General features: G+C 61.4%; 19 protein-coding genes. 7 read left to right on the top strand and 12 right to left on the bottom strand.

The window, feature by feature from the left end; all coding sequences use genetic code 11:
- Positions 1-6: 6 nt before the first annotated feature.
- The 4 genes from IVA79_RS08280 to IVA79_RS08265 all read right to left on the bottom strand — a co-directional run bounded on the left by IVA79_RS08280 (position 7) and on the right by IVA79_RS08265 (position 2237).
- Complete coding sequence (locus tag IVA79_RS08280; protein ID WP_247551733.1) at positions 7-201, bottom strand: hypothetical protein; 195 nt, start codon at positions 199-201, stop codon at positions 7-9.
- A 156-nt stretch (positions 202-357) separates the two neighbouring features.
- Complete coding sequence (locus IVA79_RS08275; RefSeq protein ID WP_346658157.1) at positions 358-900, bottom strand: cell envelope biogenesis protein TolA; 543 nt, start codon at positions 898-900, stop codon at positions 358-360.
- A 98-nt stretch (positions 901-998) separates the two neighbouring features.
- Positions 999-1241: a hypothetical protein gene (locus IVA79_RS08270; RefSeq protein ID WP_247551731.1), complete on the bottom strand. Its 243-nt coding sequence runs from the start codon at positions 1239-1241 to the stop codon at positions 999-1001.
- A 66-nt stretch (positions 1242-1307) separates the two neighbouring features.
- Positions 1308-2237, bottom strand: a complete 930-nt coding sequence (locus IVA79_RS08265; protein WP_247551728.1) for a Ku protein — start codon at positions 2235-2237, stop codon at positions 1308-1310.
- Between the two features lie 170 nt (positions 2238-2407).
- On the opposite strand from IVA79_RS08265, the gene IVA79_RS08260 reads away from it, so the two are divergent.
- Positions 2408-2626: a hypothetical protein gene (locus IVA79_RS08260; RefSeq protein WP_247551725.1), complete on the top strand. Its 219-nt coding sequence runs from the start codon at positions 2408-2410 to the stop codon at positions 2624-2626.
- Between the two features lie 5 nt (positions 2627-2631).
- The gene (locus tag IVA79_RS08255; protein ID WP_247551723.1) at positions 2632-2877 is read left to right on the top strand and encodes a hypothetical protein; all 246 of its coding nucleotides are present in this window, start codon (positions 2632-2634) and stop codon (positions 2875-2877) included.
- A 123-nt stretch (positions 2878-3000) separates the two neighbouring features.
- On the opposite strand, the gene IVA79_RS08250 is transcribed toward IVA79_RS08255, so the two are convergent.
- On the bottom strand, positions 3001-3297 hold the full coding sequence (locus IVA79_RS08250; protein WP_247551721.1) for a hypothetical protein: 297 nt from the start codon (positions 3295-3297) through the stop codon (positions 3001-3003).
- 56 nt (positions 3298-3353) lie between these two features.
- Here IVA79_RS08250 and IVA79_RS08245 point away from each other — a divergent pair, with 56 nt between their 5' ends.
- Positions 3354-3563: a hypothetical protein gene (locus IVA79_RS08245; RefSeq protein ID WP_247551719.1), complete on the top strand. Its 210-nt coding sequence runs from the start codon at positions 3354-3356 to the stop codon at positions 3561-3563.
- Between the two features lie 1086 nt (positions 3564-4649).
- On the opposite strand, the gene IVA79_RS08240 is transcribed toward IVA79_RS08245, so the two are convergent.
- Positions 4650-4880, bottom strand: a complete 231-nt coding sequence (locus IVA79_RS08240; protein WP_247551717.1) for a hypothetical protein — start codon at positions 4878-4880, stop codon at positions 4650-4652.
- Between the two features lie 740 nt (positions 4881-5620).
- Between IVA79_RS08240 and IVA79_RS08235 the strand changes: the two genes are divergently transcribed.
- Complete coding sequence (locus tag IVA79_RS08235; protein WP_247551715.1) at positions 5621-5788, top strand: hypothetical protein; 168 nt, start codon at positions 5621-5623, stop codon at positions 5786-5788.
- A 992-nt stretch (positions 5789-6780) separates the two neighbouring features.
- Here IVA79_RS08235 and IVA79_RS08230 read toward each other — a convergent pair.
- From IVA79_RS08230 to IVA79_RS08220, 3 genes are all read right to left on the bottom strand, one after another.
- Complete coding sequence (locus tag IVA79_RS08230) at positions 6781-8286, bottom strand: CHASE3 domain-containing protein (RefSeq protein WP_247551713.1); 1506 nt, start codon at positions 8284-8286, stop codon at positions 6781-6783.
- Positions 8287-8503: 217 nt separating this feature from the next.
- Entirely contained in the window at positions 8504-9133 is a 630-nt protein-coding gene (locus IVA79_RS08225) for a TerC family protein (protein ID WP_247551710.1), read from the bottom strand.
- A 97-nt stretch (positions 9134-9230) separates the two neighbouring features.
- The gene (locus IVA79_RS08220) at positions 9231-9611 is read right to left on the bottom strand and encodes a hypothetical protein (RefSeq protein ID WP_247551707.1); all 381 of its coding nucleotides are present in this window, start codon (positions 9609-9611) and stop codon (positions 9231-9233) included.
- 779 nt (positions 9612-10390) lie between these two features.
- Here IVA79_RS08220 and IVA79_RS08215 point away from each other — a divergent pair.
- From IVA79_RS08215 to IVA79_RS08205, 3 genes are all read left to right on the top strand, one after another.
- Positions 10391-10669 (top strand): hypothetical protein, encoded by a 279-nt coding sequence (locus IVA79_RS08215; protein WP_247551705.1) that lies wholly within the window; start codon positions 10391-10393, stop codon positions 10667-10669.
- Positions 10670-10788: 119 nt separating this feature from the next.
- Positions 10789-11373: a Rieske 2Fe-2S domain-containing protein gene (locus IVA79_RS08210; RefSeq protein WP_247551703.1), complete on the top strand. Its 585-nt coding sequence runs from the start codon at positions 10789-10791 to the stop codon at positions 11371-11373.
- An 83-nt stretch (positions 11374-11456) separates the two neighbouring features.
- Positions 11457-13184, top strand: a complete 1728-nt coding sequence (locus IVA79_RS08205; RefSeq protein ID WP_247551701.1) for a methanol/ethanol family PQQ-dependent dehydrogenase — start codon at positions 11457-11459, stop codon at positions 13182-13184.
- A 43-nt stretch (positions 13185-13227) separates the two neighbouring features.
- Here the strand turns inward: IVA79_RS08205 and IVA79_RS08200 are convergent, their stop codons facing one another.
- Genes IVA79_RS08200 through IVA79_RS08195 form a run of 3 tightly spaced genes read right to left on the bottom strand, consistent with a single transcriptional unit; the run spans position 13228 to position 14775 of the window.
- A complete protein-coding gene (locus IVA79_RS08200) occupies positions 13228-14058 on the bottom strand; it encodes a hypothetical protein (protein WP_247551699.1) in 831 nt (276 codons plus the stop codon).
- Positions 14058-14276: an HGGxSTG domain-containing protein gene (locus IVA79_RS36880; protein WP_276577467.1), complete on the bottom strand. Its 219-nt coding sequence runs from the start codon at positions 14274-14276 to the stop codon at positions 14058-14060. The genes IVA79_RS08200 and IVA79_RS36880 overlap by 1 nt, the downstream gene beginning before the upstream one ends.
- Positions 14218-14775, bottom strand: coding sequence for a hypothetical protein (locus IVA79_RS08195; RefSeq protein ID WP_247551697.1), 558 nt, complete (start codon positions 14773-14775; stop codon positions 14218-14220). Before IVA79_RS08195 ends, IVA79_RS36880 begins: the two co-directional genes overlap by 59 nt.
- Positions 14776-14818 lie beyond the last annotated feature (43 nt).

The following is a 14818-nucleotide window of genomic DNA, read 5'->3' as shown; positions in this document are numbered from 1 at the left end:
CGGACGTCACCTTGGCGGCTGCAAGCCCGGCGACGACAGCCATTTGTCGATGCGATCGGCCGTTTCGATCTGCTGGATCTTTTGAAGCAACTGCTGCTTGGCGGGGCCAGACGGTAGTGTCTCCGCCCATAGCTGCAGGCGGATCCTTTCCTCGGCAAGCCGTTCTGCGAATGAATGCGGTTTGGAACGCCGACGCTGCATGGCGCTTCTCCGCGTTTGAGGGGGCGGGAGCGCGATCGGTCTCGCAGTCACCGATAGATGCCACAGGGCGGCGCGATGATCACGTAAGTAGATGCTCGTTTGGTTCCCGAGTCGAGACAAATCGGCAATGACCGCCGGGCTCGCGCTACGCCGCCGCTATTCGCGCGCCCGACGGAGGGCTGCCTCGAGCTTCTCCGTCTGCTTCTCCCACCGGCTCTCCTCGTCCTGAGCTTGTTTTTCGACAGCCGCACGCTCGGCCTCGATGCCGCGCGCGTTGGCCAAATGTTGGTCCCTTGCCCGTTCGAAAGCCGCCTGCGCCTTCGCTACTGCCTTTTCCCGCCGCTCGCGCTTCCTTGCCATGGCGGCCTGTTCTCGCAGGCGCTCGGCATCGCGGCGTTTCTGCTCCTTCTCGAAATCGGCCGCGGCCTTTCGGGCCGCCTGCTCGCTGATCTTCGGAGCGGTTCGCTTCGCAGGCCTCGGGCGACGTCTCGCCCGCTGACCCTCTCTTTCGCTGGACTCCAGGTTGGACGGGAGATCGGAGTGCTCGGCGAAGCGACCGTTCGATCCGGCGGGACGCTTGAGCACCACGCCCGGTTTCGACATCGTCGCGACGACCACATCCGGATCGTCGGTCTCCTTGGCGGCGCCCTGATGGAAGAGATTGCTGCCTGCGCCCCACGCCTCAAGCGCCGCCTTCATCGAGGGCGCCGCGATCGCGAGATCGTAGAAAGCCCAGCGAGGCCTGAAATGTCTTGAGCTTCGGGGGCATCAGGTTTGTGCCGCGGCTGCCAGCTCTCCTAGCGCCGGCGAGCCACCCACACGCCCAGCAAGAAGGCGACAAAGAGCGACTGCAGCGGCGCCTTCACGGCCACCTTGCGCAACTGGTCGGTCCAGCGCATCGCGGCATCCGAGGACGGGCGGAGCTGTCGTGGATTGCCTGCCTCGCCAACAGGCTTGGCTCCTGGCACGAGCGTAGCGCCCTCCGGATCGTCGACGAGACCGGAGGCTTCCGTCATCGCAGAGGTTTCCCGCATATCCATGGCGATCCTCCCGTGGCCGTAGCGGAGCAACCGGCGTTCGGGCCGCTTGGTTCCTGCGCGGGGGCACTAAGCCGACTTCCTCTGCGACCTGGCCGCCGGCTTCTTGGCGACCGCTTCTTTCGCCGGCCTCTTGCCGGCGATCGGCATCAGCATCTCCTTCTGGCCGGCCGCCGCCTTGCGCGGCTTCTTGGCCGGCTTCTTTGTGGCCGCAGTCTCGGCCGCAGCGCCGCCGACGCTCCGCCGCAGCGCCTCCATCAGGTCGACGACGTTGCCGGGGACTGGCTTCGACTTGGGCGTGATCGGCTTGCCGGCGCGCTTCTGGTTGATGAGCTCGATCAGAGCGGTCTCGTAGTGGTCCTCGAACTTCTCCGGATCGAACTGGCCCGCCTTCTGGTTCACGATGTGCTTGGCGAGATCGAGCATGTCCTTGGTGACCTTCACGTCCTGGATCTCGTCGAAATACTCCTGCTCGCTGCGGACCTCATAAGGGTAGCGCAGCAGCGTGCCGACGAGACCCTTGCCCATCGGCTCCAGGCCGATGATGTGCTCGCGGTTGGTCAGCACGACCCGCCCGATCGCGACCTTGTCCATCTCGCGGATGGTCTCGCGAATCACGGCGAAGGCATCGTGGCCGACCTTGCCGTCGGGGCGAATGTAGTAGGGGCGGATCAGATAGCGCGGGTCGATGTCGGACTTGTCGACGAACTCATCGATCTCGATGGTGCGCGTGGACTCCAGCGCGATCTCCTCGAGCTCCTCCTTCGTGACCTCGATGTACTGACCCTTGTCGAGCTCATAGCCCTTGACGATGTCTTCGTTGGCCACCTCGTCGCCGGTGTCGGCGTCGACCTTGAGGTACTTGATGCGGTGGCCGGTCGACCGGTTGAGCTGGTTGAACGAGATCTTTTCGCTCTCCGAGGTGGCCGGATAGAGCGCCACCGGGCAGGTCACCAGGGACAACCTCAAAAAGCCTTTCCAGTTGGCGCGCGGGGCCATGATACGCAGAACTCCACAGACAGAGGCAGCTCGGATTCAAGACGAACCAGACGCGCCAGTTCCGACACCTGCCCGTCGCCCTTGCGATTTCATTCCCAACTCGGTCTGCTGCGCCACCTCAATCCGCAGCACGGGCTTGACTCTGCGCGAACGAAAAGGGAACATTCGACATGCCCGCCGAGCTCGCGCCATCCGCATCCGCCACCGAGGATCTGGAGGCCGCGGCCGACCAGGCCATCGCCGCCTGCGACGCAGACGCCCGGGAAGCGGTGAAGGCGCTGCTGTTGGCGAACGATTTCCTTGAGGCCGAGCTCGACGCGCTCCGGTCCGAGGTCTCGGCCGGTTACGCGCGCGGCCGCGGCCGCAGAGCGCGCGATCGCAAGGAGTGACCGCGATGGACGTCGCCTACTACGTGGCGCTGCCGTTCGTGCTGGCCGACGACGGTGTCGCGGCCGGCGAGGCGGTGGAGTGTCTGAGCGCCAACGCCGCGATCATGCGGGCCGAAGCGCTGTCGCGGAAACCGGGCTGCGCCGGCGCGGTCGCATTCAGCCGGACCGGAGATCCGAGCACTGGCGAATTCGGCGACGCCATGCTGATCCGGAAATTCGGCGACGTGCCGGACGATCTGAGCGCGCTGTAAGGCGGATTTCGGCGCCTCTTCGCGGAGCCCGGTCGATCCGCTCCGAGGCGACGACGGTAACGTCCGGAAAATGGCCGGCAAGGCGGCCGTCACGCGGCCCTTCGCAGCGGCCGGCGAAGTGCCTCAGCGCTCGAGCCGGGACACCTGTTGACGGTTCAACCGATCCAGGGCGTGGACCAATTCGTCGCCGTCGAGGACGGCCCGCAGCCGCCGCAAGGTCTCGACGGGATCCAGAGAGCCCATCTGGTCCTCGCTGAGGACTCGTCGAGCGTCCAGAACCGCGCGAAACAAGCCATCATGATCGGGGCTGTTCATGTTCTGGCTCCAATGCAGATCAATCCGGCAGAACGGCGCGACGTTCCTGGCTTCCTTGCGACGATCTTTGAATTCGAACAGGCGGTCGGGAAAGATCGGAAACATTGGCCTGGAGGAGGCGTTGGGCCCCGAAACGGACCAGCTTTGCTGGAGGCTTGTCGATGGCGGAAGAGCAGACCCTGAAACGGGCAGTCGAGACGGCGTGGACGCTGTATCTGCGCAGGCACGATGACGTCGATCCGGCGGACGGACGCCGATGTCTGCTCGAGCGGCACCTGCAGCGGAGTGGTGAAACGCGCGAGATCGACGCCGACGAGCTCACATACACCGGGATAAATTATCTCGAGCGGCTTCCGCCGGACGATGAATGACGAGGCGCGATTTGAGAAAGGCGATTGAATTCATCGGACGCGTGGCTGACGGGAGTTCGAGACCGGACTGGACCCTGGAAGTCGTTTCCTGCCTCCTCGCCGGCGGGTGCGTCGTGGTTCTCCAATTTGCGCTCGGCCCCTAGGCATCCAAATTTCGATGGGCGGCGTCGATCCTTCGATCCGTACGGAGCCCGGCCCTCAATCGGGATACGGACTCGTTTTCCTCGCCGTTCTGCGATCGGCGGTCGGGGATGAACGAGGCTCGCGTAACGGGGCCGCCCCGGTCCGCGGCGTCACGGCTGCTCGCCTTCTCCACTGGTTGTCCTTCGGATCGAGCCACGTCAGAGCGGTTTCGATCTGCGAGAGCACCCTCTCGATCTCCTCGCGCTCGTTTGGGCCGGGATCGTTCTCGAGCTGATCCATGAGCCGCTGCTTTCGTGCCAGGAGCCTTGCCAAGGTCGACATTGGACGTTCCGAGATGTTAGCCGTCTGAAGAGCAACTATTTGGCCGCAAGGGAGCGTAGCTCAGAAGATACCCAGCAGCACGAAGAAGGCGACCTCCGCCAGGAATGCGACGACCATGATGGCGACCGTAGCAAACATGTCGCCCAGCGGCATGAGGGGCATGGCTGTGCCTCGCGTCCTAAGTGCCCCTGTCCTGAAGTCATGAAGCCACGAAAAAGTTTCGGTTCCGGCTGCCGGGTTCCGGGGATAGGATCCGTTGCGGCAGGGCCATTCATTGGGGGGCCCTTCATGCGACTCCTTGAACTGTCATGCTGGTGCGTGACCGCCGCAAGCCTGGGCTTGGTGATTGCGGTGTTCGCGCTGCTCTGAGCTGGCGCAGCCGCCGTCAGACCGAGGCGGCCCTGTCGTCGCCAAGACGGCTGGCGGAAGCGTCAACTGATGCGTGTGCACCGCCCTCTCTCACTGCCCGCGCGCCGCCGGCTGCGACCACGTGGTTTCGGCAGCTTGCTCCAGAATTTCGGCGTGGGAGTTCAGGGTCGGCGCGCGCACCGCGTCCGTACGGGATGCGTCGGCCGGCCGGAACAAGGCGCGCCTGCCGGGCGAGGCGCACCAGGCGCGTGTTCATCGCTTCTGCAGCACCGCCGAGAACACCGAACCGTCGTTCAAGATCGACAAGACTTCCCGAGACGAGAGATGCGCAGCGGCTTGCTCGAAAGTATCGCTCGCATCGACCTTGGCACGGCCGACGGCCAGGTTCGCGTCGATCGTGTCGGGCCGGACGGCGCGAGGAGTCGGCAACTGCGCAACGTGGAAGGCTAAGTCCTGACCTGATAGCCGGGGAAAACTGTGCAAGCCAGAAATACGATGGCGAGGCGGCAGTTTCTATTGAAAGTGGTGCGCCGTAGTTGGCGTGCGCTGCTTATGGCTAAACACACCACATCGCGAGCGGGGGTTGGGCTTTAGATAGCGGAGGACGACAGCCCCGGCCGGGGGGCTTTTGGGGTGGGAGGCCGGGGCCGCTGGAGGTCTGCTTGGACCTTGGGGAAGGTCAAGCAATTGCGAGCTTACTCCCAGCTCGCAGCGTCGTTCTGTTCGTTTCCGAACATTGGTGACTCTGTTCCTGACGAGAACTAAGCGAGGCGGGGCGCAACACGCCCCTTTCGTTTCAGTCGCACGGACCACCTGCCAGGCTACGTTCCGCACGCGTGCACACCAGCTTACGGGAAGCCCGCCGAGGTTTACCTTCGACGAGAGGCAGGCGTAACCCTGTAACTTCACAGGTTGACTCGACGCATCGTCGCCCTCGGAGCCCCAACCGCCTCGAAAGCCGATGCCGCAAATAGGAACGTGACCGTCCTGCCCGAGTTTGGTCTGCATGCGTTTTAGACGCATCTGGCTATCTAACTTGTTAGCCCGAGCGGCCCCAGCCCTGGGTCCTTCCCCTTGGCCTGGGGCCGTTTCTTTGTTGCGAGCCCAGAGTGAAGCCGCTCGTCCCGCTCGCCGTAGCTTTCTCAAGCTGTAAGCCACGCCCTCGGTCCTCGTCGCCAAGGCTGCGCTTCGGAACGTTCAGCATGGCGCGCGCTTGGGAAGCAATGACCAACTCCATCATCCTCATTCCCGGCATGCTCAAGCCGCTACGGCTGGCGCGCGTCTACGGCTTTCTCGTCGAGCGCAGAGACGGCGTATATCACCCGGGCGGCAGCCAACCGGCATGTTCGCTGGTTTGGCGCAGAAGATGGTTGAAGGTGGCTGGCTGGTGAAGCACGGTCAGCGCTACGAGCCCACGGAACAGGGTCTGAAGGCCGCAGAATGATTTAATAGGTCGCACAGGCCGCTGAGGCGTTCGGGACATTCGGGGCACGCAGGCGCTTTTGATTCACATTTGTTGTGGCCGGAACCGGAGGTGCCGGGAAAATTCGGCAAACCGGGGCTGGCGTTCATATTGCACCTAACTCTTTCACCCGGTCTTTTTGACACGGCGCAGGCCGCAGCGAGTCTCAATCGCTGCGGCCTTTTCGTCGAGCCCGCCGGCGGGAACCGGCAGGCCATAGAGCTTCACCATAGTCGGCTGGAATCGTCTCCGCTAAGGGCGTGTTGCCGTCGCGATCCCCAATTCCCGAATCCTCCTCGTCTTGCTCACGACCCTGCTACCAGAGGTCCACCGTGCCTGATCGCCGCGCCACATCGAGGGATCGACGCTGCCAAGGATGGTTCGTCGTCGTACTCGTTGTCCACAGTATAGCCGGCGCTCCAGCTGGTTTGATCGGTCGGCCGGTCGCACTGCAGCAATCGAACTTCGATCGGCAGTTCATGTTTCGGCTCAGTCACACCGGCGCCTACTCAGCTGTAAAAGATCAATGGCAAGCAGATGTAGGTCCAGCAGAACAGGATGGCCAAGCCGCCCAGGACTATGATGTCTTCAGTCATGTCGAATGCCGCCATTTTCCTGACATTGTTCGACGGAATTTGCGAAGGCAACCTGAGGCACAATAGCAGCGCGCCGGAGCACGTAGGCCGCGAGCCGCCCCTCCCTGCGTAATGCGGTGTGGCACGGAAAAGCCGGCCTACCGCGGCTTAGGCGCCCCACCCCTTAATTTGAACACTTGGCAGGTGACAGTCAGTGTGATTGCGGCCGAGCGCTCCGTAGCCATAGCAGGAGCAGACGTTGTTTTGGACGAGCTAGAGCCCAAATCGGTGCCCCGCTCAATCCCCAAGCATACGCCCAGCCACACCGGCCCTGGCCAAACGGGGCCTAGTCCTGGTGGGGAGCCAGGGTGAACTGGAAGACGGCGCCCCGAGGCTTGTTCCTCGTGACCCACAACCGTCCACCATGAGCTGCGATGATCGACTGACAGATGGCCAGGCCCATACCTAAGCCATGCGATTTGGTCGTGTAGAACGCTTCGAAAACGCGCTCTTCACTCGTCGAGTCGAGCCCCGGACCCGAGTCTCGCACGGAGACGCGTACGTCGCCCGCAACGTCTCTTTCGGTACTGACCTGCAGCTCCCGCATGCCATCCTCAACGCTGTTCACGGCCTCGATGGCATTGAGGATCAGATTCAGGAGCACTTGCTGCAGCTGAATGCGCTCACCTTCGATCTGCGGCAGGTCCTCCGCCAGTTGGGTCTGTAGCGAAATCTTATGCCTCACCGCCTCGCTTCGGACCATCGCGACGACGTCCAGCACGGCTTCGTTGAGGTCGATGCGGCTTCTGGGTACCGGCGCTTTCCTGACCATAGCGCGGATCCGGTTGACGATCTCGCCAGCTCGTCGGCTATCTGCGACAATGTGCTCGAGGGACTCGCGGGCCTTGTTTAGATTGGGCGGGTCATTGCCCAGCCAGTTCAAGGCGGCGTCCGCATTGGTGAGCACAGCTGAGATCGGCTGATTGACTTCATGGGCAATCGAGGCCGTCAGCTGCCCAATGGTCGCGACACGACTAACATGAGCGAGTTCGACCTGGGTCTTTTGGCGTTCAATGACAGCCTTCCTGAAAATTTCGACCGCACCCGCCATCGCGCCGATTTCGTCACGCCGATCAATCCCGGGCACGTCGACGCTAGTGTCGCCCTTGGCGAGTGCGGTCATGGCGCCGGTCATTCGGGTGATCGGCGTCGCGATAACGCGCGTCAGTAGGATGCCCATCAACACCGCGATCAGGAGCGAGGCTGCGGCGCCCAGCGCGGTCGCCGTGTATGCAGTGGCGTACGCCTGCTTCTGCACGGCGTCGCGCCTCGCCAACAGATCGCGCTCAGCCTTCTCGATTTCATTTGCCTTGGCACGGATTGCATCCATGGCAGCTTTGCCGGTCGCCCCCTCCAACGTGCGCGCTTCCTCGCGAGTCGCGGGATTCGCCATCAGCGCGATCTCGCGCTCGGCGGTCTCGATGCGCCACATAGTCGCCAGCTTGTTCAATTCATCAAGCCGGTTCTGTTGGTCTTGGTTATCCGATGTCTGTGCTCTAAGTTTCCGGCTCGCCGCGATAAAGTTGTCGCCGCCCTCGCGGTATGGAATCAAGAACTTCTCGTCGCCGCTGATCAAATAACCGCGCAGATTCGTTTCTTGATCAAGCGCTGCGGCTACCGCCATCTCTAGCGTGTCCAACACGTCAGTGGTATGGACACGCCAGTTTTTGGCATCTTCGATCACGCCCAGTCTGTCATATACGATTGCGCCACTCACAAATATAACGGCTATCACGGCTGCAAACGCGGCCATCAATTTGTGCAAGATCAGTAGATTCGAGAATGGGGACACGTGACCCTCAAGGCCGAAATCCGTGGCCGACCAGCTAGCTAGCGCAAAATCGCTCCCAAGCGCTGCGAATTCGCAAGAATTTGGCATGGGACTGTGTGGGGCAAAGCAGCGCAGCCTTTCCCTGAGTGGAGAGCATACAGCATCTCGTCGGACAACTGAAATTTTAGGCATTGACGTGCCGTGGGACACAACGGGGCCATCGGACACAACAGGGCCATCATATCGATGCGACCTTCGTGATCTCCAATGTTCCGCGCCAGATCATCTCAACTGCCACATAGAGAATGACGGCCAGTCCGACGTAAGCGAGCCATCGATGAGTTTGCAGAAGGCCGGCAATGAAAGAAGCGGCCAGGCCCATCATCGCGATGGAAAGCCCCAGGCCGAAAATCAGGACTACTGGATGATCGCGTGCCGCCCCTGCGACGGCAAGGACATTGTCGAGAGACATGGAAGCGTCGGCCACGATAATCTGCCAACTCGCTTGGAAGAGCGTTTTGCGGGGTTTGCTTTCTGCAATGGCTCCTATAGTCCCTTTCCAAACAGTGGACCCTGCGGGAGACGTGCGCAACTCTCGCCACATTTTCCAACATACCCACAGCAACAGAATCCCGCCAGCGAGCAAAAGGCCGACGATCTGCAGGATTTGCGTGGCTATCCCAGCTAAGAGAAGACGCAGTATCGTCGCGGCGACGATCCCGATCAAAATGGCCTTGGCTCGTTGCGCTTGGGGAAGTCCCGCTGCAGCAAGGCCGATGACGATGGCGTTATCACCAGCGAGCACGAGGTCAATCAAAACGACCTGCACGAGTGCGCTAAGAACATCCGGATGAAGATGGTCTATCAAGGGTCATGGTCCCAGGTTCGGCTCCGAGCGAGGCGCGTATTTATCTGCCAGCTCGACCCATACGAGTTACCTCCAAAGCCCTTATACAGATCTAGTTCTAGTCCCTCGCGGCTCGATCGCTAAGGTAACTATCTCCGGCAGCGGCGTCCGAATGTGGTCCGGCGGTCTGCCCGAAAAGCAGTGCTACTTGATCCGGCTCGCCAAGAATCGCTGCGGCGCAACCGATCATTGTGAACGCACCTGCAATATCCCACAGAGAAATTTTGCCTACTGTTGCAGCCCCTGACTTTGCCAGGGCCAAGAGCGCGGTGATCATCGCATCCGAGAAAAACAGAAGACTGACCGCTGGTAAGACGAGTTGCGAGTCCAGCAGGAATATTATCAAAAGGGCCGGAGCCGCGACCAGCATGCTCAACAGCGCGAAGATACAGAATGTCTCTCGCCAAGGAGCATTCCAACTTGCATGAGCGACGATCATTTGATCCTCCTGCATACGAGCATCTTGTAGGGCCACTTACTTTGCGGAACCACCCTGGTCCAGCTGGCCTTTCTTTTGGTTCTTGCAGCTAACGCTTTTTGGTCCTATTGCGCCGCCCCTCAATCAGCGTAAGAACGCCAGCGGTCATTACGGCAACAACGACGATGGCTGCCAGCCCCTCGACCGAGGCCAGGGACTCGAACCACTTGATCCAAAGCTCAATCATGTGCTGGCCCCTCTGAAAGAGCGCACCCACGATCGATAAAATTGCCTCTCTAAAAAACGACCCGTACAATCAGAAAGACAATGCTACGCATTGTCGCGCGCGTTTTAACCGCGCGGCAAGATGACCGCGAGCCGTTTAGCACGCACCATCCCCTTCCATTGGAACGTGCCCCTGACGGCGCGAGTGCAGGTGGGTGGTTCGACGCCCTCGAACCGGCGAAGCTCGGTAGCGTTGCGGCCTGATCACCCACAGGATGCGCGCCCGTCAAAACATCGCCGGCGACGGCTGAGCCCGGAAGTGTCGAGGTGCCGCTGCATCGCTGTCCGCTACGCTAACGTCCTTACCTGACCACCGAAAGCCGCCGGGCAGTCGGACACCTCCAAGCCCGGCGATCGCGAATGCCGCCGCCGAACGTCGCTCTAAAGCCGGGTCTGCTCGCCACCCCCTTATGCGGAATCGCCTTTTCGCAAATACGGATGATGTGCGAGGAAACTTTTGCGGGCCGGTGCGTTCGTTGTCGTACAAAGTGCGCGCTGCGATGGGGAGGACTGCTATGCGAACCACAATCGTTGCGATGCTTGTAGCTGTTGGAATTACGTTCGCCTTGCCGGGGCTGGCCCAGCAGCCGACGGCACCGAATCCGCAGATGCAGGAGGAGGCGGACAAGGGCATCAAGACCCGCCAGTCCGGCGAGTCAGGCTATGTCGGTGAGCAGGAAAAGCCAGGTGCTTCTGCTCATCCCCCTGGAAAGACTGACACTGCTCCGCCGACAACCGGCTCGACCAGTGGCACCTCCACGGGGGCGCCGGGTAGCGGCGAAAAGCAGCGGTGAGCTGAGCCTCGCCAAGGCAGGCGCGACCGCGCGCCTGGCGTGTAGTCCATTGCTCTTGCGTCTCGCCCGAGAAGCCACACGTGCCTGACTTCGAGGCTCTCCAGCGTGGAGACGGACCAATGCGAAGTCGGAAGCAAACGCGACGCTCACTTTTCTTCGCCACGCTCGGAGCGTTTCTGACGGCCAGGAGCTTCGCTGCGGCGCAGGAAGACCAGCCCGGCACCAGCGATCGGCCGAGGAAAGGCGATCTTCTTGTGGTCTCAGAGGGTGACCGCGCCGGCGGCATCATCGTGCCCGACGACGTGAGGCTCGGTGAGGCGCCGCTGCATGCCTGGCCAAAGGACCCAAAGACTTCGGTTGTCCGCAACGGCTCGCGGCTGAACGAAGTCCTTCTCATAAGGCTTGATCCCGGGGAGATGGATGAGGAGACGCGCTCGCGCTCCGCTGAGGGCATTGTAGCCTATTCGGCGATCTGTACTCATGCCGGATGTGCTGTCACCGGCTGGCTGAAGTCCGACGTAGGCGACAACGACGTTCTCAAGTGTTTTTGTCACAATTCCGAGTTCAATCCCCGGGAAAGCGCGCAAGTCGTGTTCGGACCCGCGCCCCGACGCTTGGCAGCGCTGCCGCTTGCAACTGCCGACGGCTCGCTCACCATCGCTGCAACATTCGTTGGAAAGGTAGGTGCTCAACAAGCAGGGTGACGAGTAGTCGCATCGTTTCCCGTGCCTCAGCTGATCACATTACTGATGGTGGGCAACAGAAAGAGCTTAGGGAGATGACGTCCATGACCAAAAGGCAATGGCTATTGTCCGGTTGTGTTGCGTGCACGACCTTTTTCTCGGCCGCCGCATTCGGCGGGCCGATTGAAAATTACAGCCCGGTAACCCAGGCCCGTCTGGAAAATCCCGAACCCGGCAACTGGATGCTGTATCGGCGGACCTATGACGGACAGGGCTACAGTCCGCTCGAGCAGATCAACACCTCGAACGTCAAGAATCTGAGGCCAGTGTGGACCTTCTCCACCGGTGTGATCGAGGGCCACGAGGCGCCGCCGATCGTTAACAACGGTGTGATGTTCGTCACCACCCCGATGGGGCAGGTGATCGCGCTGAACGCCAAAACAGGCGAAGAGTATTGGCGCTACAAGCGCCAGCTACCAGATGATTTGTTCCAGCTGCATCCGACCAATCGGGGGGTCGGTCTGTGGCAGGACAAGCTCTATCTGGCCACAACCGATGATCACGTGGTTGCCCTCGATGCGAAGACCGGCAAGGTGGTCTGGGACACCAAAGTCCAGGACTATAAGAAAGGTCAGTATCTCACCCTGATGCCTCTCGTCATCGACGGCAAAGTCATTGTCGGCGGCTCTGGCGGCGAGCTCGGCGTCCGTGGTTACGTCGTGGCCTTTGACGCCAATAGCGGCAAGGAGCTGTGGCGCACCTTCACCATTCCAGCGCCCGGTGAACCCGGCAGCGAAACCTGGACGGGCGACGACTGGAAGACCGGCGGCGGATCGGCTTGGATGACCGGTAATTACGACAAGGACACCAAGACCATCTACTGGGGCGTTGGCAATGCTGCGCCGTGGCCGGGAGACGCACACCCGGGTGACAATCTCTATACGAGCTCCGTGCTCGGCCTTGATCCCGATACCGGTAAGATCAAGACACATTTTCAGTACCATCAGAACGACTCCTGGGACTGGGACGAAGTAGAGGCACCGATACTGGTCGACCTGCAAAGAGATGGCCGCACGGTCAAGAGCCTGATCCATCCGGGCCGCAACGCGATCTTCTGGATCTTGGAGCGTCAGCCGGACAAGATCAGCTACGTAGCCGGCTGGCCCTATGTTCATACCGACGTCTGGAAAGGCATCGAGCCCGAGACCGGCAAGCCGATTGTCGACCCTGCGCACAAGCCGGTGATCGGCAAGCGGGTCGAGTTCTGCCCGTCACTGTGGGGCGGCAAGGACTGGCCTTCGGCGGCCTATAGCCAGAGAACCAAGTACGTCTATGTGCCGGCCAACGAGAACACCTGCGGCGGCTTCACCGGCGAGAAGGTTGCGCTGAAGCCTGGCGAACTATGGCTTGGCACCAAGCCTGAGGACATCGGTCTGACGCTCCGTCCCGGCGCCACACACATCGGCGAATTGCAGGCTTGGGATCCCGCAACCGGCAAGAAAGTCTGGTCTCACAACTTCCCGAAATCGCAACTGTTCGGTTCGGTACTGGCGACCGCGGGCGATCTCGTCTTTGTCGGCGGGACCAACGATCGCAACTTCCGCGCTTTCGATGCGAAGAGCGGCGAACTCTTGTGGGAGCTGAAGACCAACTCAGGCATTATGGGTATGCCGGTATCCTATGAGATGGATGGCACCCAGTATATCGCGATCCAGTCCGGCTGGGGCGTTGACGCGCAACGCATCCAGGATGCGCTCGCCACCCAGAACGTCGGGGTTGAAAACAACGTGCCGCAAGGCGGGGTGGTCTGGGTATTCGCTGTGCAGAAATAGCCGCGCCACGACGCGATGAGCGGCGGACAGAACATCCGTCGCTTCAATTTCTGCCGACCCTCGAAATCTGAGATATAGCTATGCGTTCTCCGGAGCGGATGCGCTCCTCAAGATCATTGCGGGCATCCCGGGGCAGCGTTAAGGCCGAAAGGGCAACGAGGGTCCGCCATGAAAGCTTGGAGGTAATTTCCTCCCGATCGACATAGAGCCGGCATACCCGCATGGCTTCCGACGCTTTGGCCGCTTCTATGTCGAACTGCTTCCGCACGAGCTCGCCGAACTTGCGATTGTTCGGGGTCTGCGCCCGGAGGGCCAGAAGCTCCCGCCCCAGTTCGATCTTGGCGCGGTTCTCAGCAACGCGTGTAACCGACCGAGGCAGCTTCTTCTCCGCCCTCTGCCGTTCCGGCTTTGGCGGTTGGATGAAGATCTTCGCCAGCTCCCGGAATAGTCCGGCGGCCACGCCATGACGCTGCGGGACCGCCTGGCGGTTCGCTCGGGCTTGGGCGCGTATCTCGCCAAGGTCGATTGAATCGAAAGCCTCCAGCCAAGCCAAGCCTTTCTGAGGCCATTCCGGGTGGGCCAGCATTACATCGCTCAACCCACGCAAGACGAAGTCATTCACATGGACAGAGTTACCCTCTGTCTCCAGGAGTGTCCGAAGAAGCAGCACAAAGTGCCCTTCGCCATGATCCTCGTAGAGTGAATGAAGTACCGACTCGGCCTTCGTTTGCCCTGCTTGCAGGCGCTGGTTCGTTGGAAGGATCTCCAAACCCAGCTCGGCGCAGATCTCCAGCACTCGCGGATAGCGTGCCAGCTTCCTGCCCTTCCGTCGAGCCTGGACGGCCTGAGACGCTCTGTCCGGATCCAGCTGCATCAACTTACGCTCCTAATCAGTTCTCTCGCGGCCCGCATCAGCGCAGATACCTCTCGCCGCCTTGCGATTGCCTCAGCCGAGTAATGCCCATGCTTGAAGTTGTGCTTGTTGCCCTTTGGAGCTCCGGGCGATGGCCCACCATGCATGCGGCAGCGACCGTTAGGCATCGCGAGCGACTGGCAGGGCTTCCCGCTCCGGGTTTTCGCTCCGCACCGCATGGGGTTGTTCCTCCAATTTCTTGAGCCCCCCGGGCCCCTGGGTCTCCACTACTCCAACCACCGCCTGGCCGCCGGCGTGGACGTGCACATGCTCAACTGTGACCTTCTGCTGGCCTTTGCCGCGGTGACGGTTCAGGGCTTCCAGAAGGGTTGCGAAGGTCCGGGAAAGCTTATTGGCCTGGGTCAGCGCCTCTGAGCGGCCGACAAAGGGTTGCTCGGGGAGCATTGCCCGGCGGTGGCACTCCATGGCGGCATTGTGCGTCCCGATCATTTGCGCCATGAGCATGCCCTCGAACTCGTCCTGGGGCTTCATGCAAAGCATGCCGACTAAAACGCCCTCCTCGCGTTTGACATCGGTCGCCAGGTCGCCACTCTTCCACAGGGTCGATATGGCCTGACTGGCGACGATTTCATTCCAGTCGTCTGCCTTCGATCCGCCAATGGGCTTGAGGGCGCCTCTAAGCACCTTGTGCAGATCCAAAAGCAACGTCTTCGGCATGGCGCCAATGGGATCCTCTTCCCGTTGCTGCTCGGACGCCACC

The sequence above is a fragment of the Bradyrhizobium sp. 138 genome (genome assembly GCF_023074075.1).
Lineage (GTDB): Bacteria > Pseudomonadota > Alphaproteobacteria > Rhizobiales > Xanthobacteraceae > Bradyrhizobium.
This window is presented reverse-complemented; position numbering and strand designations above follow the sequence as displayed.